Raw genomic sequence first — 20480 nt, forward strand, 5'->3', positions numbered from 1 at the left:
GAGCTTTTGCCAGAAGAAAAAAGACGGAGCGAGTTGGCCGAGAAAAAGGGTTCCCCTGCGGACTTCAAACAACCTGGAGGCAACGATGAAAATCCGGTATTACTTGATGGCGTTCCTGCTGCCGTTCGTCACGCTGCTGACGCACGCGGCAATCACCGGGGTCAGTCCGATGACGACCCTGAACAACATGGCGGCAGCGGTCTCCGCGGCCGTCGCCGACCCGCTCCCGCTGCAGGGGCCGGGCCTGGGCAATCTCACCTACACGTCGGCCGAGCTGTTCAAGCCGGTGTCGATGATCACCAGCCCCGCGCACCCGCTCGATCCGGCGCACAGCAGCGCCTACGAATCGCGCGAGGTGCCCGCCACCTACCCGGGCCGCAAGGACTACGGCATGAACGCGGGCATCATGGTCAACGGCTACTTCCTCACCTCCTTCGCGCCGGACAGCGGCCTGGGCCCGGGCGGCTTCCTGCTGTACGACGTGTCGAACCCGCGCCAGATCCAGCTGGTCAAGAAGATCTACGAACCCGAGGCCCGCACCAAGGAGTTCCGCGAAACGCACTCCTTCGGCACCGCGAAGATCGGCGGCAAGACGTACGTGGTGCTGCCCAGCATCAACGGCGTCGAGTTCTGGGACTTCACCGACGTCAACGACATCAAGCAGGTGAAGAAGCTGGCGCTGCCCGGCGTCAATGGCGGCGACTACGAGAACGTGGCCTGGCAGCTCTGGTGGCAGGCACCCTACCTGTACGTGGCGTCGGCGGGCCGGGGCATCTTCATCGTCGATGCCGGGGACCCCGCGAACGCCGTGATCGCGAACCGCGGCGCCGGCAAGCCCAACCCGGTGCCCACCGGCGAGCTCGGCGGTTTCCGCATCGGCCCGATCTTCACGATGGGCAACCACATGGTGCTGACCGCGATGGAAAGCAACGGCGGCTTCGCGAGCCTGGACATCTCCGATCCGCTCAACCCCAAGGTGCTCGATTCCATCGTGGGCACCACGCCGTTCTACTACGCGACCTGCTTCGACGGCAGGAACCTGCATGCCTCCGCGCGCAACAGCGGCGCCAAGATGTACAGCTACGACCTGAGCGACCGCTCGCACTTCGTGGCCGAGGACAACCGGCTCGTCATTGACGAACAGCTGTACTGCGCCACGCAGGACAACTACGTCATCCAGGGCGCGCAAACCCGCATCCACAAGGTCGACGTGAGCAATCCGCTCAACCACGTGGAGGTGGGCCGAGGCAGCATCCTGCGCGAGGACGACCCGAACTTCACGCATTCGGACAACGGCCAGGTCGCGATGTTCGGCAATCTCGTCTTCGTGGGCAACGACCATGGCTCGGGCAGCGGCTTCGTCGTGCACTCGGTGGACCCCGACACCACCAAGCCCGAGGTCAAGCAGGTCTCGCCCGCCAACGGAGCGAAGCAGCAGGCGCTGACATCGCGCATCGGCCTGGGCATGACGGACAACATCCGGCCCGAGAGCGTGAACTCCAACACCTTCATCGTGCGCCCTGTCGGCGGCAACACGCTGGCCGGTACCTACAGCGTGCAGCTGGGCATCATCAACTTCCACCCCGACCAGCCGCTCTCGCCCGGCACCAGCTATGAAGTGTTCCTGCCGGCCAACGGCGTGAAGGACTATGCGGGCAACGCCATCGGCGCGGACTACAAGTCGACGTTCAACACCGGCAACGCGACCGACATCAACCTGATGCACTACTGGACGCTGGCGGGCAACCTCTCCGACCAGATCGGCGCCAACAACGGCACGCCCGCCGGCGGCGACGCGTTCGAGAGCATCGGCATGAACTTCGCGAACCGCACCACCGGTGTGCCGCTGAAGAACGACAGCGTGGCCACCGTGCTCGGCGGCACCGCCTCGCTGAGCTTCTACATGAAGACCACGCAGGCGGGCGGACCCAACTCGTGGACCGCGCCCGGCATCTTCGGGCGCGACCAGTCCGGCGGAGCGGACGACGTGTTCTGGGGCTGGCTCGACAACGGCGGGCGCATCAAGCTGTCGATCGGCAACGATGCGGGTACCACCTCCACCGCAGCGGTGAACGACGGCAGCTGGCACCACGTCGTGATGACGCGCGATGCGGCCTCGGGTGCGCAGGCCGTGTACGTCGATGGCGTGAAGACCACATCCACCGGCCCCACCGGCAACAAGGGCCTGTCGAACAAGTTCAACCTGCTGGGCCAGATCCAGGGCAATGCGGCGCTCTTCAAGGGCACGCTGGCGGAGGTGCGCGTCTACGGCCGCGTGCTCAACGACAGCGAGGTGAGCACGCTGCGCAGCCAGGCCATCATCGGCGACCCCGGCATCGGCGGCGGACCGAAGATCGTCAACGGCCAGCTGGTGTTCAACCCGGCCACGCTGGGCAGCAGCGGCGCGCAGTTCCGCTGGAACTTCGGCGACGGCACGCAGACTGCCTATTCGAGCCAGCCGAACTACACCTACACCTACACGCGCCCCGGCCACTTCACGGTGACGCTGACGGTGAAGGACAGCAGCGGCCGCGAGACCTTCTACACCTACAACCTCACGGTGATCGTTCCGACCACGGCGCGGGCGCCCACGCACACAACCAACATCGCAGGCGACGCGAACTCGGTGTATTCGGTCAACCCCGACAGCGGCACGGTCGCCGCCATCAACGCGCAGACCCTGGCCAAGCTCTGGGAGACCCGCGTGGGCGATGAGCCGAAGACGCTGGCAGTCGGCCCCGACGGACGCATCTGGGTCACGGTGCAGGGCGAGGACAAGCTGGTCGCGCTCAACGCGGCAGACGGCGCCATCTCCGCCACCGTGGCGCTCGCCTACGGCAGCGGCCCCTACGGCGTGGCCTTCACGCCCGATGGCGCGAAGGGCCTGCTGACGCTGGAGAGCAAGTCCGTGCTGATGAGCTTCGACCCGAGCAACGGCGCCACAACCGGTGCGGTCGCGCTCGATGGCGCGCTGCGCGGCATTGCCGTCAACTCCGACTCGCAGGTGGCCTACGTCACGCGCTTCAAGTCGAAGATGACGGGCGGCCAGCTGCACAGGGTGAACCTGCAGAGCATGAGCGCCATGACCACCATCGCGCTGCCGGTGGACACCACCACGGTGGACACCGAGAGCCGTGCGCGCGGCGTGGCCAACTACCTGAGCCAGGTCGTGATCTCGCCGGACGGCAAGCGGGCGGTGCTGCCTTCGAAGAAGGACAACATCGTGCGCGGCAAGTTCAGGGACGGAAACAACCTGGTACACGACCAGACGGTGCGCTCCATCCTGTCGCAGGTCGACCTGCAGGCAGCTGCGGAGAAGTTCGACGAGCAGATCGACTTCGACGACCGCGCACCGGCGCGCGCCGCGCTGTTCTCCGCGTCGGGCGACTACCTGTTCGTTGCGCAGATGGAAGGCAACCGCGTCGCCATCGTCGATCCGTACAGCCGCTCGGTGCGCGGTGAGATCAACGCCAGCAGCGCGCCGCACGGCCTGTACCTGGACTCGGCGCGCAAGCGGCTGTTCGTCAACAACTTCCTGGCGCGCTCGGTGTCGGTGCACGACGTGGCCTCGGTGCTGAGTTCGGAGACCAATGCCCCGACCTTCCTGCAGAACGTGTCGACGGTGGCGCAGGAGCCGATGGCGGCCGCGGCGCTGCGCGGCAAGCAGGTGTTCTACAACGCCTCCGACCGGCGCATGAGCAAGGACAACTACATCTCCTGCGCGAGCTGCCATGCGGACGGCGGCGATGACGGCATGGTGTGGGACTTCACCCAGCGCGGCGAGGGCCTGCGCCGCACCATCAGCCTGCAGGGCCGGCGCGGCATAGGCCACGGCAAGCTGCACTGGACGGCCAACTTCGACGAAGTGCAGGACTTCGAGAACGACATCCGCAACGAGTTCGGCGGCACCGGCTTCCTGACGAATGCGGACTTCGCGGCCACCTCCGACCCGCTGGGCGCGCCCAAGGCCGGCAAGAACGCGCAGCTCGACGACCTGGCGGCCTACCTGGGCTCGCTGAGCAAGTTCATGCGCAGCCCGGCGCGCAACGCGGACGGCAGCCTGAGCGTGGATGCGACGCGCGGCCAGACGCTGTTCAACTCGGCGCAGTGTGTGACCTGCCACTCGGGCGGCACCTTCCGCGACGGCCTGCGGCACGACGTGGGCACGATCCAGGCATCGTCGGGCAAGGGCATGAACCAGCCGCTGGCGGGCGTGGGCTTCGACACGCCGACGCTGTCGGGCACGTGGAACACCACGGCGTTCTTCCACAACGGCCAGGCGGCCACGCTGCAGGACGTGCTCACAAGCGGCCACGGCAACGCCAACAGCCTTCCGGGGGCCGACCAGGTGGCGATCCGCGAGTACGTGCGCTCGCTCGACACCGCACCGGCCGTCGTCGCGCGCATCCGCTCCGACCTGAACCCCACGATGTGCGTGAACATCAAGGGCGCGGCGACCACCAGCGGCACGACCGCAGTGCAATGGCCGTGCGGCAACGCCGGCAACGAGAAGTTCACGGTGAACAGCCTGACGGGCGGCTACGTGCAGTTCGTGGCAGAGCACAGCGGCCTGTGCCTGGCGCAGAACGGCACCGCGACGACGAATGCGCCGGTGGTGCAGCTGGCGTGCACCGCCGGCGACACGACGCAATGGAGCCTGGTCGGCGGGACGGTTCGCAACCGCGCATCGGGTTCATGCCTCGATGTGCCGAACGGCTCGACGACGCAGGACACGGCGCTCATCACGTGGACCTGCAACGGCGGCAACAACCAGAACTGGACCCAGTTGCCCTGAGGCTCTGACGCTCCCCTGGAAGCCGGCCGCTTCTTGCGGCCGGCTTTTTTTCGTGCATCCCATGACCTCCCACGTCATGGACCGTGCGCACCCTCTCTGGGAAAGTACCTCCATCGAATCAATCGATCAATCAACCAACCAGGAGAAAACACCATGACCGGCTTCAACATCCTTCCCCTCGCAGTCGCCCTGCTGATCGGCGTCGCGGCCCTCGGCTCCTGCCTCGGCATCGGGCTGGTCGGCCAGAAGTTCCTGGAAAGCACCGCACGCCAGCCCGAGCTGGTCGACACGCTGCAGACCAAGTTCTTCCTGGTGGCCGGCGTGACCGACGGAGCCTTCATCATCGCCACCGGCATCGGCCTCTGGTTTGCCACCGCCAACCCCTTCGGCTGAGCAGGAACGAGACGGCGCACTGGCACCATTCGTGCTAGCACTGTTGACACCGAATTGTTTACAGTTAAAGTATTTAGCTATCAACGGTTTGATGTCGCCGGTGCCGCATGGGGCGGTACCGGTGCGTTGTTTCATCTTTCCCTGCCGGAGAACCCATGAGCCACCTGCCCCCGAAGTCGCCCGCGCTGCCGCGCACCCTGCTTTCGCTGCTGCTGTGCGGCGCAGTCCTCGGTACCGCGGTGTCGGCCGCTGCCGCACCCGTCAAGGTGGGCCTGGCCCTCGACATCTCGGGGCCCTTCGCGGCATTGGGCGCCGAGGCGCGCGACGGCTTCGCGCTGGGCATCAAGCAGCTGGGCGGCAAGCTCGGCGGGCAGGACGTCGAATTCGTGCAGGCCGACATGACCGGCAGCCCCGACCAGGCCAAGCAGCTGGTCGACCGCATGATCCAGCGCGACAAGATCGACATCTTCAGCGGCCCCATCGGCTCCAACGTGGCGCTGGCCGTGGGCCCCACGCTCTTCAACGCCAAGGTGCCGTACCTCTCGGCCAACGCCGGCCCGAGCCAGTTCGCCGGCGCGCAGTGCAATGCCTACTTCTTCGGCACCGCCTACCAGAACGACCAGTTCCACGAGGCCGCCGGCAAGTTCGCGCAAGACCGCGCCTTCAAGAAGATCGTGCTGATCGCCCCCAACTACCCGGCCGGCAAGGATGCCCTTGGCGGCTTCAAGCGCCAGTTCAAAGGCCAGGTGGCCGACGAGCTCTACACCAAGCTGGGCCAGATCGACTACGCCGCCGAGCTCGCGCAGTTGCGCGCGGCCAAGCCCGACTCGATCTATTTCTTCCTGCCCGGCGCGATGGGCATCAACTTCATCAAGCAGTTCGTGGGCGCGGGCCTTTCGAAGGACATCACGCTCGTGACCAGCGGCTTCTCGGCCGACGAGGACGTGATCGGCGCCGTGGGTGACCCGATGCTCGGCCTGTTCAACACCTCGCACTGGGCGCACGACCTCGACAACGCCGCCAACAAGGCCTTCGTGGCCGCGTTCCGCAAGGAATACAACGGCCGCTACCCGTCGGTGTACGCCGCGCAGGCCTACGACGCGATCCTCGCGATGGACGCTGCCGTGAAGCAGTCCGGCGGCAACGCGCAGAACCGCGAAGCCGTGGTGGCCGCGCTGAAGAAGGCCAACTACGCATCGACGCGCGGCAACTTCAAGTACGCGAACAACCATTTTCCCATCGAGAACTTCTACCTGCGCGTGATCGGCAAGGATGCGCAGGGCAAGGTCACGAACAAGCTGATCAACACGGTTCTCACGAACTACGGCGACAGCTACGCAGACAAGTGCCCCCTGAAATAGGCTCGCCCCCAGGCTTCGCGCACTTCGTGTCGCTTCTCCTTCCCCCTACCGGGGGCAACACCTGAGGCCCGGCAAAGCCGGTTCCTCGGTGTTCCTCGAATGAAAACGCGAGCAATCCTTGTGATCCTATGAGTGGAATTCTTGTTCTCGAGCAGCTGCTCAACGGCCTCGGCTACGGGCTGATGCTGTTCCTGCTGGCTGCGGGGCTCACGCTGGTGTTCGGCATCATGGACGTGCTGAACCTCGCGCATGGCTCGCTCTTCATGGCCGGCGCATACGTGGCGGCCGAGGCGCACACGCGCACCGGTTCGTTCGCGGCGGCCATCGTCATCGCGGTGGCGGTCACCGTGGTGGTGGCGCTGCTGCTCGAAGTGCTGCTGATGCGCCGCCTCTACACACGCGACCATCTCGCGCAGGTGCTGGCCACCTTCGGCGTGATCCTGGTCGCCGACGACATCGTGACGATGGCCTGGGGCCCGTCGCCGGTGATGGCGCCGACGCCGGCCGCGCTCTCGGGGCCGGTCGAACTGATGGACGGCCTGCCCTACCCGGCCTATCGCCTCGTGATCCTCGTCGGCGGGCTGCTGGTGGCGCTGGCGCTGTACCTGCTGGTGAACCACACGCGCATCGGCATGCGGGTGCGCGCGGGCGCCTCCGACCGGCCGATGGCCGAGCTGATGGGCGTGCGCGTGGGCCGCATCTTCAACGGCGTGTTCCTGCTCGGTGCGGCGCTGGCCGCGCTGGCGGGCGCGCTGATGGGCCCGATCGTCGCGGTGCAAGTCGGCATGGGCGAGGCCATCCTGATTCCGGCGCTCGTGGTGCTGGTGATCGGCGGCATCGGTTCGGTGCGCGGCGCCTTCGTGGCTGCACTGCTCGTGGGCGTGGTCGACACCGTGGGGCGTGCCTTCGTGCCGATGCTGCTGCGTGCCACGCTACCGCCGGCTACTGCAGCCGACCTGGGGCCGCTGTTCGCCGAAGTCGCGATGTACGCGCTGATGGTGGTGGTCCTCATCTTCCGGCCCTCGGGCCTTTTCTCGGCACGCGCATGAAGTCCTCACGCTACATCGGCCTCGGGCTGCTCTTCGTGCTGCTCGCGGCGTTTCCGCTGGTCGCACCCGTTTTCGGGCTCGAGTTCTACATCGGCTTCGTGCGGCGCGTGCTCATCGTGGCGCTGGCTGCGGCAAGCCTCAACTTCATCCTCGGCTTCGGCGGCATGGTGGCGCTGGGGCATGCGGGCTTCATCGGCGTGGGGGCGTACACGGTGGTCGCGCTCAGCGACGCGGGCGTGATGTCGGCGTGGGTGATGTGGCCGCTGGCCGCGCTCGTGGCCGGCCTCGTCGCGGCGCTGATCGGCACGGTGGCGCTGCGCACGCGCGGCGTGTACTTCATCATGACCACGCTGGCCTTCGCGCAGATGCTGTACTTCGTGGTGGTGTCGCTGCGCCGCTATGGCGGCGACGACGGCTACACGCTGATGTCGCGACCCACGCTGCTGCCGGGGCTGGACCTGGGCAATGAAGCCAACTTCTACTGGGTGGTGCTGGCAATCGTGGCGCTCGCGCTCTGGTGGCTGCACCGTGCGACGCAATCGCGCTTCGGCCATGCGCTGATGGGCATCCGCGACAACGAGACGCGCATGCGGGCGCTGGGCTATCCGGTGTTCCGGCTGCAGCTGGTGGCGTTCGCGATTGCAGGCGCCATCGCGGGGCTGGCCGGTGCGCTGCTCGCGGGCGGCAACGGATTCGTGAGTCCGGCGACGATGCACTGGACGCAGTCGGCCACGCTGCTGGTGATGGTCGTCATCGGCGGGCTGGGGCGCAGCTGGGGCGGGCCGGTGGGTGCTGTTGTCTGGCTGTTGCTCGAAGAGGCGTTGAAGCAGCACACGGAGCATTGGCATATGCCGCTGGGGTTGTTGCTGATCGCTGTTGCGTTATGGGCACCCAAAGGGCTTGCCGCCCTCTACAAGCGCCGCCTGCCCCTCACCCCAATCCTCTCCCCGGAGGGGCGAGGGAGTAAGACGACACCATGAGCCTTTTCAGAATCGAAGGGTTGGTCAAGCGCTTCGGCGGACTGCTGGCGACCGACCATGTGAACCTCACCGTGGAGCGCGGCGAAGTGCATGCGCTGATCGGCCCGAACGGGGCGGGCAAGACCACGCTGGTGAACCTGATCACCGGCCTGCTGAAAGCCGATGCCGGCCGCATCCTGCTCGACGAAGCCGACATCACGAAGCTGAAAGATCATCAGCGCGTGGCCGCCGGCATGTCGCGCTGCTTCCAGGTGACGCGCGTGTTCCCCAAAGAAACCGTGCACGACAACCTGATGCTCGCAGCGCAGGCCCATGCGGGCACCAGCCTGCGCTTCATGGCGCCGCGCGCGAAGGAACGCGACCTCGTCGATCGTGCAGTGGCGCTTGCGGACCGCGTCGGCCTCGGCAGCGAACGCGAGCGCATCGCGGGCACGCTGCCGCACGGCGCGCAGCGCGCGCTCGACGTGGCGCTGGCGCTCGCGGCCGAGCCCAAGCTGCTGCTGCTCGACGAGCCGATGGCCGGCATGGGCCCGGACGAATCGGCGCGCATGGTGGAGCTGATCGAATCGCTGCGCGCATCGATGGCCATCCTGCTGATCGAGCACGACATGGACGCGGTGTTCCGCCTGGCCAACCGGCTCACCGTGCTGGTGCAGGGCAAGGTGCTGATGAGCGGCACGGCCGACGAAGTGCGGGGCCATCCCGACGTGCAAGCCGTCTACCTCGGCACGGAAGCAGAAGGCCATTCATGAGTACGGCATCCACATTGCTCGAAGCGAAATCCATCGAAGCCGGCTACGGCGCCAGCCAGGTGCTGTTCGGCATCGACCTCGACATCCGCCCCGGCGAAGTGCTCGCGCTGCTCGGGCGCAACGGCATGGGCAAGAGCACGCTGCTCAAGGTGCTGACGGGCACGCTCTCGCCGATGCGCGGCAGCGTGCACTTCGGCGGCGCGGCCATCGGCGGTCACAAGCCCGACGCCATCGCGCGGCGCGGCGTGGCCATCGTGCCCGAGGGGCGGCATGTGTTCCCGAATCTCAGCGTCGATGAGCACCTGCGCGCCTTTGCAAGACCGCGTCCGGGCAGCGCGCCGCGCTGGACGCTCGATGCGCTGTACGGCCTGTTCCCTCGCCTGTCGGAGCGCAAGGCCAACGCGGGCAACCAGCTCTCGGGCGGCGAGCAGCAGATGCTGGCCATCGCCCGTGCGCTGTCGACGCACCCGCGCCTGCTGATCCTCGACGAAGCCACCGAAGGGCTGGCCCCGGTGATCCGCGAGGAGATCTGGCACTGCATTGCCACGCTCAAGGCCGAAGGCGAGGCGATCCTGGTGGTCGACAAGTACGTGCAGCGTTTGCTGCCGCTGGCCAACCGCCATGTGATCCTCGAACGCGGGCGCGTAGTGTGGCAGGGCGACTCGGCCGCGCTGGACGCCGACCGGTCGCTGTGGACGCGCTACCTGGGCGTGTAGGGCCTCCGTTCGCCCCCTGGTTCGCGCGGCTTCACGGCGTTCACGGCGCTGTGTCTCATTGCGGCCGAAGCGCGAGGAAGTAGACCCACGCTTCCTCGTTGCGGCCGATGCGCTCCATCTCCCAATGCGTGCGCAAGCCGGCCTCTTCAAGCTGCGCGGCGAACAGGTCTTTCGCCCAGTACACAGTGTGACAGTCGCCATTCGTCTCGCCTTCGCCGACTCGCATGGAGACCAGGAAGGCACCGCCGGGCTCGAGTGCGTCGAAGACCTTGCGCAAGATCGGGCCGATCTGCGCGCGATCGACATGAATCAGCACGCACATCGCGAGGATGGCGTTGTAGGGCCCTCCCAGCGCATCCGTGATGACGTCGAGCAGTTCGCCCTTCTTGCCGCGCTCCGCCTGCAGATCGAGAAATGCCTGTGCCGCATCGGTGCGCCTGACGACCCCGCCCAGGGACTCGATGAAGTCGGCGTCCCGCCCCGGACCGGAGCCGATCTCGAGCACGGTGCCGCCGGCGGGCACGAACTGCATCATCCGCCGCATCGCGTCCGCGATTTCGGGCTGCAGCGGGTGTTCGGCCACGATCGCGTTGTACTCGCGGGCAGAACCTTCGTAGGACTGGACGGTGCGGTGCGATTTCTCCAGCGCCTGTGCGGAGATTTTCATGAGCAGCCTTTCCGGCCCATCGGACATCCGGCGGGACCTGGATGGAAAGTCTAGGTCCAACGCGTCATCCGGCTCATGGGGAAAATCGCCTAGGCGCTGACCGGTGCCGTGGCGTGCGCGAGCCGCAGCGCGCGGGAAGGCACGGCGCCCGCTTGACCTTTCAGTCGGGCGCGGTATCGAGCTGCAGCACCAGGTCGCGGCTGGCCTGGTTCATGCCGGCCACGTCCACCACGCTGCCGTGCTTGCGCAATCGCTCGACCACCTTCTTCAGCGCGGCCACGGCGGTCACGTCCCAGAAATGTGCTTGCGACACGTCGATGCGCACCGCTGCACCGTCGATCTCGCGCACGTCGAAGGCGTCGACCAGCATGTCGGCGGAAGCGAAGAACACCTGGCCGGTGACGCGGTAGACGCGCGCGCCGTCGGCGTCCTGCGCTGCATGGACATGCAGCAGCCGCGCCACCTTGAATGTGAAGAACACGCCGCTGAGCATCACGCCCGTGGCCACACCCGCGGCAAGGTTGTCGGTGGCCACGGTGACGGCCACCGTGGCGAGCATCACCGCGCTCGACATGCGCGGATGCCGCACCAGCGTGCGCAGCGAGCCCCAGTCGAAAGTCGAGGCCGACACCATCACCATGATCGCGACCAGCGCCGCTACAGGCACCTGCGACACCCAGGGCTTGAGCAGCACCATGAGGATCAGCAGGAACGCGCCCGCGAAGAGCGTGGACAGCCGCCCGCGCCCGCCGTAGCGCACGTTGCTCACGGTCTGGCCGATCATTCCGCAGCCCGCAATGCCGCCGAAGAAGCTGGCCGCGACATTGGCCACGCCGAGGCCGCTGCACTCGCGGTTCTTCGAGCTCGGTGTGTCGGTCAGCTCATCGACCACGCTGGCGGTCATCATCGACTCGAGCAGCCCGACCATCGCGATGGCGAACCCCGGCAGCGCGATGATGCGCAAAGTCTCGAGCGTCAGCGGCACGTCGGGCAGCGCGAACGCCGGCAGCGCGCCGGGCAGTTGCCCGAGGTCGGCCACCGTCTTCAGCGGCAGCCCCAGCCAGTAGCCCACCAACGTCACCACCACGATGCACACCAGTGGCGAAGGCACGATCGTTGTGATGCGCGGCAGCAAATAGATGACGGCCAGCCCGAGCCCGACCATGGCCCAGGTCGCGGTGTTGGCACCGATGAAATGCGGCATCTGCGCCGCGAAGATCAGGATGGCGAGTGCGTTGACGAAGCCGGTACGCACGGACGACGAGACGAAGCGCATCAGCACACCCAGGCGCAGCAGGCCGAACACGATCTGCATTGCACCGGCGAGCACGCCGGCAGCCAGCAGGTACGGCAGGCCGTGCGCATGCACCAGCGGCGCGGCCACCAGGGCCACAGAGCCGGCCGCGGCCGACACCATGGCCGGCCGGCCGCCGGCGAAGGCTATGACGATGCCGATGACGAAGGAAGCGAACAGGCCGACCGCCGGATCGACGCCGGCTACAAAAGAGAAAGCGATGACTTCGGGAATGAGAGCGAAGGTGGCGACGGCACCAGCCATGAGCTCGCGGGGAATGCTGGGGCACCACTCGGTGCGCAGGCGACTGTGGGAAGAAGACATGGAAAAAGAAAAGCAGCCCGCATGCCACCGGCAAGGCGGTGCGGGAGATGGCAGGACAAGGGCCGGCGTGCGACCCGTGCGCGTCGCGTCGGCCGAAGCCGCCGCGCATCACTGCGCTCGCGTCAAGGAGGCGTCGGCCGCGAGCAACCCGACTGCCGGCGGCGAATGGGAAAGCGGGGCATCCTCGGGCACATGGGCGAGATTGTAGAGAGCGGCCTGTCGCCGGCCGCCGGGCTTCACACCGAGCGCGTGATGCCGCCGTCCACGCGCAGGTTCTGCCCGGTGATGTAGCCGGCGCCTTCCGACGCGAGGAAACCGATCACGGCCGCTATCTCGCTGCTCTTGCCGTAGCGGCCCATGGGAATGCGGCCACGGAATTCGGCCTTCTCGGGCAGGCTGTCGATGAAGCCCGGCAGCACGTTGTTCATGCGCACGTTGTCGGCTGCGTACTTGTCGGCAAAGAGTTTGGTGAAGGCTGCGAGGCCCGCGCGGAACACGCCCGATGTGGGGAACACCGGGTCGGGCTCGAAGGCGGCGAAGGTGGAAATGTTGATGATGGAGCCGCCGCCCTGCTTCACCATCAGCGGCGCAACAAGGCGCGCGGGGCGCACGGCACTCAGCAGATAGACGTCCATGCCGCGGTGCCAGTCTTCGTCGGTGATGTCGAGGATGGGCGCGCGAGGGCCGTGGCCGGCGCTGTTGACCAGCACGTCGACGCGGCCCCACTGAGCAACGACCTTGTCTACGAGCCGCTTCAGGTCGTCGTTCGACTGGTTCGAGCCGGTCACGCCGATGCCACCCAGCTCGGCAGCCAGTGCCTCGCCCTTGCCCGACGACGAGAGGATGGCTACACGAAAGCCGTCGTCTGCGAGCTTGCGTGCTGCTGCGGCGCCCATGCCGCTGCCACCTGCGGTGACGATGGCTACTTTTTTCTGTTCTTCAGAAGACATCTGGGATTCCTTGGTTCATGCGGAGCCTGCATTTAGCCAAGGAATCGGGGCTCTTGCCATTCAGGCTCTTGTCCTGTTGTTCAGGGCGAGTGCGAATGACACCGGGTACTCCCCTCCGCGAATGTCCCCCGGCCTGCGGCCTCCTCCTTTATTTCGCTGCGGGGAGCACCCGGTGCCATTCGCACGTGGACGCAGCGCTTGTGCTGAACCCCAAAGGCTTACTGCTTGCAGGTGCGTTGACGTTCAACCTGTTTCGTCATCCGAACGATTTCGTGCTGAGCGCACATGGACTCCGCCGTCCGCTCAAGCGAACCACCGCCATAGTCCTTCGCCGCGCTGCGTTTGCATCCCTGGTCTCGCGCGACTTCCCAACGGGCGATCCTGGCTTCGAGCCGCTCCTTGCAGGCCGGCAACTGCTGCACCTTGCTGGCTACGGCGTGCTTCAGTTTCAAGTCGGCCGCAACGACATCTCGATACGCACAAATATTCATTGCTGATTGACTTACCTCGCAGCGAGACAGAAGGCCACGCAACTCGTCCTCGGATATCCCGGAGCGTTGCGCCAAGGCGGTCAATACCTCCTGAAAACCAGGCTCGTATCTCGCAGGAGAGGCTGCGGATGCTCCCGAGACTGCGAAGACGGCCAGCAGGGTAACGAATACGCGTTTCATCGTGTGGGCTGAAATGGGGATGTTTCCTCGCGCCGGCGGTTTGCCAGGCCCTGTGAACGAACAGCGCGAAGACGGCGGCCGCGAGCATCGCGGGGACGGACAAAGACGTTGCTGTTCATGTGCGTCACAACGTCTGCATTGGAACCCCGATTCGCAGCATCGAGCACTGACCGGGCGCCAGCGACACCAAGATTGAAGGTGTAGCTCACCAGCGCATCGAACTGGGCTTGTGTGAGTGCCTGGCGATTCACGTGCCGCCGCACGCCGGCCTCCGCCGTGTGCAGTCGGGTCGCCAACTGGGCATCGACTTGCGCCGCCGTTACCGGACGAACCAGTTCCTCGGCAGTGCAAGGACCAAGGTGCGCGAGGGCACCCACTCCAAACGTACAGTTGTTTGCCATGTCGTTGTAGTACTGGAGACGCACATCCTCGCGGCGGCGAAGTTCTGCGCGCCCACTGGCACTCATCGCCATATTTTCGTTGGCCATTCAAGCTCCCTTGTTGTGATTCCAAAGCCCGCGTTTTATCAACGCCTCATGACATGGCTCACCATCCGCTGGCACATTCCTGACACCTTCGCGAAAAACTGCGCGTTCAAGGCGCAACTGTCGTGCTGGCCGATCAACCGCCGCGTCCAACGATCACGTCGATGGTGTGCTCTGCGCAGCGAAATAAAGGAGGAGGCCGAAGGCCGGGGGACATTCGCGAAGCGGAGCACGCCGTCGGCGTGATCGCGCCCTGAATCGAACGGAACTCAGGCAGTGGGCAACGTCGCCTGCATCGACGCACGCTGGTTGAACGCCTCGAACCACTTCGCGCTGTTCGGCGCTTGAGCGCGCCAATCCACTGCGGGAAACCGGAAGTCCATGTAGCCCAACGCGCAGCCAAAAGCGATGGTGCCGATATCGACACGGTCACCAAATGAAGGTGCAGCCGTCTCGAGCCATTCGAGGCCGGTACGCACCTTGGCCAGTTGACCATCGGTCCAGTCGGCCCAGCGCAGCGCCTCGGGGCGCAACACGCTCTCGTAGCGAGCGAGCAATGCGGCGCCAGTCATGCCGTCGGCCAGCGCCAGTTCGGTCAGGCGTGCCCAGCGCGCGGCGCCGTCTGCCGGAAACAGCTTGCCCGACTGCGTCGCGTTCAGGTACTCGCAGATCACGCGGCTGTCGAACAGCACCTGGCCGTCGTCGGTGATGAAGGTCGGCACCTGGCCGAGCGGGTTCTTCGGAATGATGGTGGCGTCGCGCTTCACCGGGCCGGCCGTGCTGGGCAGCTTCTCGATGCGGTCTGCAATGCCGAGCTCGTGCGCCACGACCATGCACTTGCGCACGAAGGGGGAAGCGGGAGAGAAGAAGATTTTCATGGTGATGAGAGCTTGTGCTTCGGGCTTGCGCTGTTGTGACTACGCCGGCTTCCTGATGCGCAGCATGCCCTCCTGCGCGGCCGAAGCCACGAGCCGGCCGTCGCGCGCATAGAGGCTGCCGCGGCACAGGCCGCGCGCGCCGCCCGCGCTGGGCGAATCGAGCACGTACAGCAGCCAGTCGTCCATGCGGAAATCGCGGTGGAACCACATCGCGTGGTCGAGGCTCGCGGGGCGCACCTGGCCGCTCATGAAGCTCAGGCCGTGCGGCAGCATCGCTGCGCGCAGCAGGCCGTGGTCGGAGGCATAGGCCAGCAGCGCGCGGTGCACCATCGGATCGTCGGGCAACGGCGCGATGGCGCGCATCCAGATGGCGCTTTGCGACGCCGCCGGGCGCGGCAGCGGCGCCATCAGGTCTTCAGGGTCGACGCGGCGATATTCGATGCCGTGCGGCTGGATCGCCTTGGAGCGCCAGGGCTCTGGCAGGCGGTCGCCGAGGGCGATGCGCTGGTCGAGCTCGCTGACGAGGCCTTCGGGGCCGGCCACCTCGGGCATGTCGAACTGGTGCTCAACGCCCTCGTCCACGGTCTGGAACGAGGCCGACATTTCGAAAATGATGCGCTCCTGCTGGCGCGCCACCACGTGGCGGGTGGTGAAGCTGCGGCCGTCGCGCACGCGGTCGACGCTGTACTCGATGGGGGCATGTTCGCCCGGCAGCAGGAAGTAGGCGTGCATCGAATGCACCGGGCGCTCGGCGCCCACCGTGAGGCTCGCGGCCATCAGCGACTGGCCCAGCACCTGGCCGCCGAACACGGCGGGCGTGCCGATGTCCTCGCTCTGGGCCAGGAAGCGGTCGCCGCCCAGTGGCTCGAGCTGCATGAGCGCGACGAGTTCGTTGACGAGGTGGGCGGCGGTAGCGGAATCGGTGGTCATCGGGGGAAGGCTGTCAAAACAGGGCAGAAAGCAACCTTGGACCATAGCAAAGGCCGCGCCCGCGGGCTGTCGCGGGCCGGTCAGCGGCTGCTATCTGAAGAAGCAGATGTCCATGAAGCGGGCCCGGCAGCTGTAGTCCGTTCCGCCCTGCACCACCGACAGCGGCGCCCCGCCCAGCACCAGCGAGCCGTCGGCGGCGCGGGCCAGCGGCGTCGGCGCGGCCTTGTCGGCGGGGCCGCTGGCCGTTTCCTGCTCCACGTACTTGAGGTACTGCGTCCGGGAGAAGTCGACCGCCTCGTCCTGCTTCAGCACGCCGGCCTCGTAGCGGCGGCCCTTCACGCTGCCGAAGTAGCGCAGCGCCGGCCCGGTGCGGTCGCCGTATTTCACTTCGGTCTTCGCGAAGCCGGTCTGGATCAGGAAGGCCTGGTCGTCAGGCGTCAGGTCGGTGTCGAAGGCCATCAGCACGTACTGGCCTTCGAGGCTCTGGTTGCGCGCCACCTTCAACTCGCCGACCAGGGCGGGCGAGATCTTGGTGCGCCCTTCCCACCGCAGGATGGTGGCCACGCCCGGGTCGCCGTCGAACACGTAGTGGTACTTCTCGCCGGCAATGACGAGCTTGCGGCCGTCCTTGCTCGCGAGAAAGCTCACCATCGCGTCCTTGCCATGAACGGGCTCGCCCTCGGGCATGCTGGCGCAGCCCCACTGCATCAGGCCGAGCGCGGCGCATGAAAGAGCCAGGAAGCCGCGGCGCGCGGTGATCGACAACGAAAGAAGGTTCACGTTTCGTCCGGGGGTCGAGTTCATCTTGCCCCGGACTCTAGCGCGCCGCCGCTCTCAGCGGTCGAGGTCGGCGCCGTCGGCGGCCAGCTTTTTCTGCAGGGCCGGCACATCGACCTTCGCGAAGGCCGTACTGCCCAGCGACGCTGCCGCCGTGCCCGCGGCCTGCCCCATGACGAAGCAGCCGCCGCTCGCGCGCGCGGCCGACTGGCCCTCGTGCGTCATCGACGCGCAGCGGCCGGCCACCAGCAGGTTGTCGAGCGTCTGCGGCACCAGCATGCGCCACGGCAGGTGGTTGTAGGCGTTGGCTTCGTCGCGCGGAAAGGCCCACTCGATGCGGCCGTCTGCGTGCATTTCCATCGGCCAGGCATTCAGGCCGATGTTGTCGTCGAACTTCGCCGAGCCCAGGATGTCTTCGCGCCCGAGCGCGTAGAGCCCCTGGATGCGCCGCGTCTCGCGGATGCCGACTTGCGGCGCGATCTCCACGATGGACGACTGCGCGAAGCCCGGCACCTCGGCCTTCAGGAACTTGAAGTACTCGCTGATCTGGCGGCGGCCTTCGAGCTCGCCCTCGGTGAGCTCGCGCGCATCGACACCGTTCATCGCGCGGCCCTGGGCGTTGCGGATCTGCGTGACGTTGGCGCGCCATTCGCGCGGGTCCTTGTTGGGCCGCAGGATGGCGCCTTCGCGCGGAAACTTGTAGACGCCCGGCTTCTGCTGTTCGGTGCGCGCCATGTAGTCGTTGATGGCCTTGAACTCGCCCACCGCCTCCAGCGCGGCCGGCGCGTCGACCTGGCCGATGCGGAACATGGTGGTCGGGAACAGCCCGCTGCCGTGTCCGTCGCCCACCTCGAAGGGCACGCCGGCAAAGGCGGCCACATCGGCGTCGCCGCTGGCGTCGATGAAGGCGTTGGCGCGAATGGCCTGGCGGCCCGACTTGGTCTCGACCACCAGCGCCGCGATGCGGCTGCCCTCGCGGATCACCGCGGCCGCGTACGCATGGAACAGCAGCTTCACGCCCGCGGCGTCGAGCAACTGGTCGGCGGCCAGCTTGTAGGCCGAGGTGTCGTACGAGCGCACGCAGATGCGCCCGCCCATGCCGTTCTGCGGCTGGTTCATGCCGTTGAGGCCGGCGATGCGCTCGATCAGCTCGTCGACCACGCCGTGCACCAGCTGCGTCATCTCGCCCTTGCGCTTGCCGTACAGGCCCGCGAAGTTGGTAACGCCGCCGGCAGTGCCCATGCCGCCGAGAAAGCCGTAGCGCTCCACCAGCAGCGTGTTGGCACCGTGGCGTGCAGCGCTCACGGCGGCAGCGATGCCGGCGGGGCCGCCGCCGACCACCACCACGTCGTATTCACCGAAGACCGGCAGTTCGCGCGCCGGTTCATGCAATGTTGTGGGAGACGTAGTCATCACTGGAGCTTGATTCCGCGTGCGGAAATGATCTTGGTCATGATCGCCGCCTCTTCGTTGACGCGCGTGCGCATCCCGTCCGGCGAGGTGCCCACGGCCTGCCAGCCTTGCTCGAAGAGCTTGCGGCGCACGTCCGGGTTCTTCATGACCACTTCGAGTTCGCGGCTGATGCGCGCCTGCGCCGCCTTCGACAGGTTGGCCGGGCCGAGCAGCGCCACCCACACTTCGAGATTGAAGTCCTTCACGCCAGCTTCCGACAGCGGCGGGATCTCGGGCACCAGCGCGCTGCGGCCGCCCGTGAGGCCGATGGCCTTGAGCTTGCCGGCCCTGATCTGCGGCATGGCCACGCCCGGCGGGATCAGGCCCATCTGCACCTGGTCGCCCAGCATCGCGGTAATGACCTGCGGGTTGCCCTGGTAGGGCACGTGCTCGGGCTTGAAGCCGGGCACGCGGGTCTTGAGCAGTTCCATGCCCAGGTGCCCGACCGAGCCGATGCCCACCGAGCCGTAGTTCCACTTGTCGCCGGCCTTGCGGCCCTCGTCGAAGAAGGCGGTGCCGGAGGGCAGGTTGTTCTGCGCCACCAGCACCAGCGGCGCGGTCGCGATCAGCGACAGGTAGGTGAAGTCTTTCACCGGGTCGTACGGCAGCCTGGCGTACAGCATCTTCGACGACGTGAGGTTGCCGTTGATGACGATGCCCAGCGTGTGGTCGTCGGTGGCCTTGGCCACCTGGTCGGCCGCGATGTTGCCCGAGGCGCCGGCCTTGTTGTCGACCACGATCGGCTGGCCCAGCGCCTTCGACAGCGGCTCGGCGATGGTGCGCGCCGCGATGTCGGGCGTGGAGCCGCCCGGGAAGCCCACGAGCAGGCGGATCGGCTTGGTCGGCCAGGCAGCGTTCTCTGCATTGGCGCTCAGCGGCAGCGCGGTGGCGGCGGCCGCCAGACCGCAGGCAATCAGGAGAGCTCTCTTGGTGGCTTGCATGAAAAGAAGTGTGAAAAAGTTGTCAAAAACTAAAGAGGGCCAGCTTAACTGTCGAGCAAGACACCGGGCAAGCCACGCCCCCCGCTATTCGAGGCTGATGTTGCCCCTGCGCACCAGCTCGCCGTACACCTTCGACTTGGCCTCGGCATTGCGCTTGATTTCCTCTGGCGACCAGGCCAGCGGCTCGAAGGCGAAGGTGTCGAAGCGGGCGCGGATCTCGGGGTCGGCGATGACCTTGGCCACGTCGGCATTGATCTTCGCCTTGATGGCTGCCGGCACACCCTTGGGCGCGAGCAGCGACACGAACGAATTCACCTCCAGCGAAGCCGGGCCGCCGGCCTCGGCCATGGTCGGCACGTCGGGCATCTGCGGAATGCGCTTGGGCGCCGCGATGGCCAGGTAGCGCAGCTTGCCCGCCTTGTAGATGCCCTGGCTCGACGGAATGCTCGCGAAGCTCCAAGGCACCTCGCCCGCCCCCACGTTGGAGAACAGCTGCGACACCTCGCGGTACGGCGCATGACGCATGTGGATGCCGGTGAGCGCCTCGAGCTGCTGCGCGCCCAGGTGGCCCGGGCTGCCCACGCCCCACGAGCCGTAGACGATGCCGTCGGGGTTGGCCTTGGCGGCGGCGATCAGGTCGCTCATGTTCTTCCACTTCGAGTCGGTGGCCACGGCCACGAAGAAGGGCGTGCGAAAGAGCGACGCCACCGGATCGAAGTGCTGCAGCGTCACGAAGTTGCGCGACTTGTACAGGTGCGGCAGCGCGGCGATGTGCTCGCTGTCGAGCTGCAGCAGCGTGTAGCCGTCGGGCGCGGCGCGGCGGGCCTGGTCGATGGCGATGAAGCCGCCGCCACCGGGCTTGTTGTCGATCAGCACGCGCTGGCCCCACAGGCGCGAGAGCTTGTCGGAGACCAGGCGCAGCACCGCATCGGGGCCGCTGCCAGCCGCGAAGGGGGTGACGAGGGTCACGGGCTTGTTGGGGAAGTCGCCGGCTTGCGCCATGGCGCCTGTCGCCGCCGTCAGGGCGAGGACGCCTGCCAGAAGTGCGCGCGAAAAGTTCATGTC

General features: G+C 66.9%; 19 protein-coding genes. 8 read left to right on the plus strand and 11 right to left on the minus strand.

From position 1 onward, the window contains the following. Nucleotides 1-85 precede the first annotated feature (85 nt). From BLW48_RS13385 to BLW48_RS13415, 7 genes are all read left to right on the plus strand, one after another. The gene (locus BLW48_RS13385) at nucleotides 86-4795 is read left to right on the plus strand and encodes an Ig-like domain-containing protein (protein WP_093175357.1); all 4710 of its coding nucleotides are present in this window, start codon (nucleotides 86-88) and stop codon (nucleotides 4793-4795) included. A 153-nt stretch (nucleotides 4796-4948) separates the two neighbouring features. After that, nucleotides 4949-5188 (plus strand): F0F1 ATP synthase subunit C, encoded by a 240-nt coding sequence (gene atpE / locus BLW48_RS13390; RefSeq protein WP_012745530.1) that lies wholly within the window; start codon nucleotides 4949-4951, stop codon nucleotides 5186-5188. 155 nt (nucleotides 5189-5343) lie between these two features. Beyond that, a complete protein-coding gene (locus tag BLW48_RS13395; protein WP_093175359.1) occupies nucleotides 5344-6549 on the plus strand; it encodes an ABC transporter substrate-binding protein in 1206 nt (401 codons plus the stop codon). A 128-nt stretch (nucleotides 6550-6677) separates the two neighbouring features. Next, nucleotides 6678-7598 carry a branched-chain amino acid ABC transporter permease gene (locus tag BLW48_RS13400; RefSeq protein ID WP_093175361.1) on the plus strand — a complete coding sequence of 307 codons (921 nt, stop codon included), beginning with the start codon at nucleotides 6678-6680 and terminating at the stop codon, nucleotides 7596-7598. Continuing rightward, nucleotides 7595-8578, plus strand: a complete 984-nt coding sequence (locus BLW48_RS13405; protein ID WP_093175364.1) for a branched-chain amino acid ABC transporter permease — start codon at nucleotides 7595-7597, stop codon at nucleotides 8576-8578. The genes BLW48_RS13400 and BLW48_RS13405 overlap by 4 nt, the downstream gene beginning before the upstream one ends. Beyond that, nucleotides 8575-9330, plus strand: coding sequence for an ABC transporter ATP-binding protein (locus BLW48_RS13410; RefSeq protein WP_093053796.1), 756 nt, complete (start codon nucleotides 8575-8577; stop codon nucleotides 9328-9330). The genes BLW48_RS13405 and BLW48_RS13410 overlap by 4 nt, the downstream gene beginning before the upstream one ends. Continuing rightward, nucleotides 9327-10046 (plus strand): ABC transporter ATP-binding protein, encoded by a 720-nt coding sequence (locus BLW48_RS13415; protein ID WP_093076852.1) that lies wholly within the window; start codon nucleotides 9327-9329, stop codon nucleotides 10044-10046. The genes BLW48_RS13410 and BLW48_RS13415 overlap by 4 nt, the downstream gene beginning before the upstream one ends. 55 nt (nucleotides 10047-10101) lie before the next feature. Here the strand turns inward: BLW48_RS13415 and BLW48_RS13420 are convergent, their stop codons facing one another. From BLW48_RS13420 to BLW48_RS13440, 5 genes are all read right to left on the minus strand, one after another. Continuing rightward, nucleotides 10102-10713 (minus strand): methyltransferase domain-containing protein, encoded by a 612-nt coding sequence (locus BLW48_RS13420; RefSeq protein WP_093175366.1) that lies wholly within the window; start codon nucleotides 10711-10713, stop codon nucleotides 10102-10104. 160 nt (nucleotides 10714-10873) lie between these two features. Beyond that, complete coding sequence (locus tag BLW48_RS13425) at nucleotides 10874-12331, minus strand: SulP family inorganic anion transporter (RefSeq protein WP_093175369.1); 1458 nt, start codon at nucleotides 12329-12331, stop codon at nucleotides 10874-10876. Nucleotides 12332-12567: 236 nt separating this feature from the next. Then, nucleotides 12568-13281: an SDR family oxidoreductase gene (locus tag BLW48_RS13430; RefSeq protein WP_093076848.1), complete on the minus strand. Its 714-nt coding sequence runs from the start codon at nucleotides 13279-13281 to the stop codon at nucleotides 12568-12570. 218 nt (nucleotides 13282-13499) lie between these two features. Then, nucleotides 13500-13952, minus strand: a complete 453-nt coding sequence (locus BLW48_RS13435; RefSeq protein WP_143047744.1) for a lysozyme inhibitor LprI family protein — start codon at nucleotides 13950-13952, stop codon at nucleotides 13500-13502. Next, nucleotides 13949-14440 (minus strand): glycoside hydrolase family protein, encoded by a 492-nt coding sequence (locus BLW48_RS13440; RefSeq protein ID WP_093175371.1) that lies wholly within the window; start codon nucleotides 14438-14440, stop codon nucleotides 13949-13951. The genes BLW48_RS13435 and BLW48_RS13440 overlap by 4 nt, the downstream gene beginning before the upstream one ends. A gap of 48 nt (nucleotides 14441-14488) precedes the next feature. Between BLW48_RS13440 and BLW48_RS34990 the strand changes: the two genes are divergently transcribed. Further along, entirely contained in the window at nucleotides 14489-14683 is a 195-nt protein-coding gene (locus tag BLW48_RS34990) for a hypothetical protein (protein WP_143047745.1), read from the plus strand. A 23-nt stretch (nucleotides 14684-14706) separates the two neighbouring features. Here the strand turns inward: BLW48_RS34990 and BLW48_RS13445 are convergent, their stop codons facing one another. The 6 genes from BLW48_RS13445 to BLW48_RS13470 form a co-directional block, all read right to left on the minus strand. After that, nucleotides 14707-15315 carry a glutathione S-transferase gene (locus BLW48_RS13445; protein WP_093175374.1) on the minus strand — a complete coding sequence of 203 codons (609 nt, stop codon included), beginning with the start codon at nucleotides 15313-15315 and terminating at the stop codon, nucleotides 14707-14709. A gap of 39 nt (nucleotides 15316-15354) precedes the next feature. Beyond that, entirely contained in the window at nucleotides 15355-16245 is an 891-nt protein-coding gene (locus tag BLW48_RS13450) for an acyl-CoA thioesterase (RefSeq protein ID WP_093175377.1), read from the minus strand. 90 nt (nucleotides 16246-16335) lie between these two features. Next, nucleotides 16336-17025 (minus strand): hypothetical protein, encoded by a 690-nt coding sequence (locus tag BLW48_RS13455; RefSeq protein WP_093175379.1) that lies wholly within the window; start codon nucleotides 17023-17025, stop codon nucleotides 16336-16338. 54 nt (nucleotides 17026-17079) lie between these two features. Further along, nucleotides 17080-18435 (minus strand): FAD-dependent oxidoreductase, encoded by a 1356-nt coding sequence (locus BLW48_RS13460; protein WP_093175382.1) that lies wholly within the window; start codon nucleotides 18433-18435, stop codon nucleotides 17080-17082. Next, nucleotides 18435-19415 (minus strand): Bug family tripartite tricarboxylate transporter substrate binding protein, encoded by a 981-nt coding sequence (locus BLW48_RS13465; protein WP_093053766.1) that lies wholly within the window; start codon nucleotides 19413-19415, stop codon nucleotides 18435-18437. Before BLW48_RS13465 ends, BLW48_RS13460 begins: the two co-directional genes overlap by 1 nt. Nucleotides 19416-19499: 84 nt before the next feature. Continuing rightward, nucleotides 19500-20477 carry a Bug family tripartite tricarboxylate transporter substrate binding protein gene (locus BLW48_RS13470; protein ID WP_093175385.1) on the minus strand — a complete coding sequence of 326 codons (978 nt, stop codon included), beginning with the start codon at nucleotides 20475-20477 and terminating at the stop codon, nucleotides 19500-19502. Nucleotides 20478-20480 lie beyond the last annotated feature (3 nt).

Source organism: Variovorax sp. YR266, assembly GCF_900107295.1.
Classification (GTDB): Bacteria; Pseudomonadota; Gammaproteobacteria; order Burkholderiales; family Burkholderiaceae_C; genus Variovorax.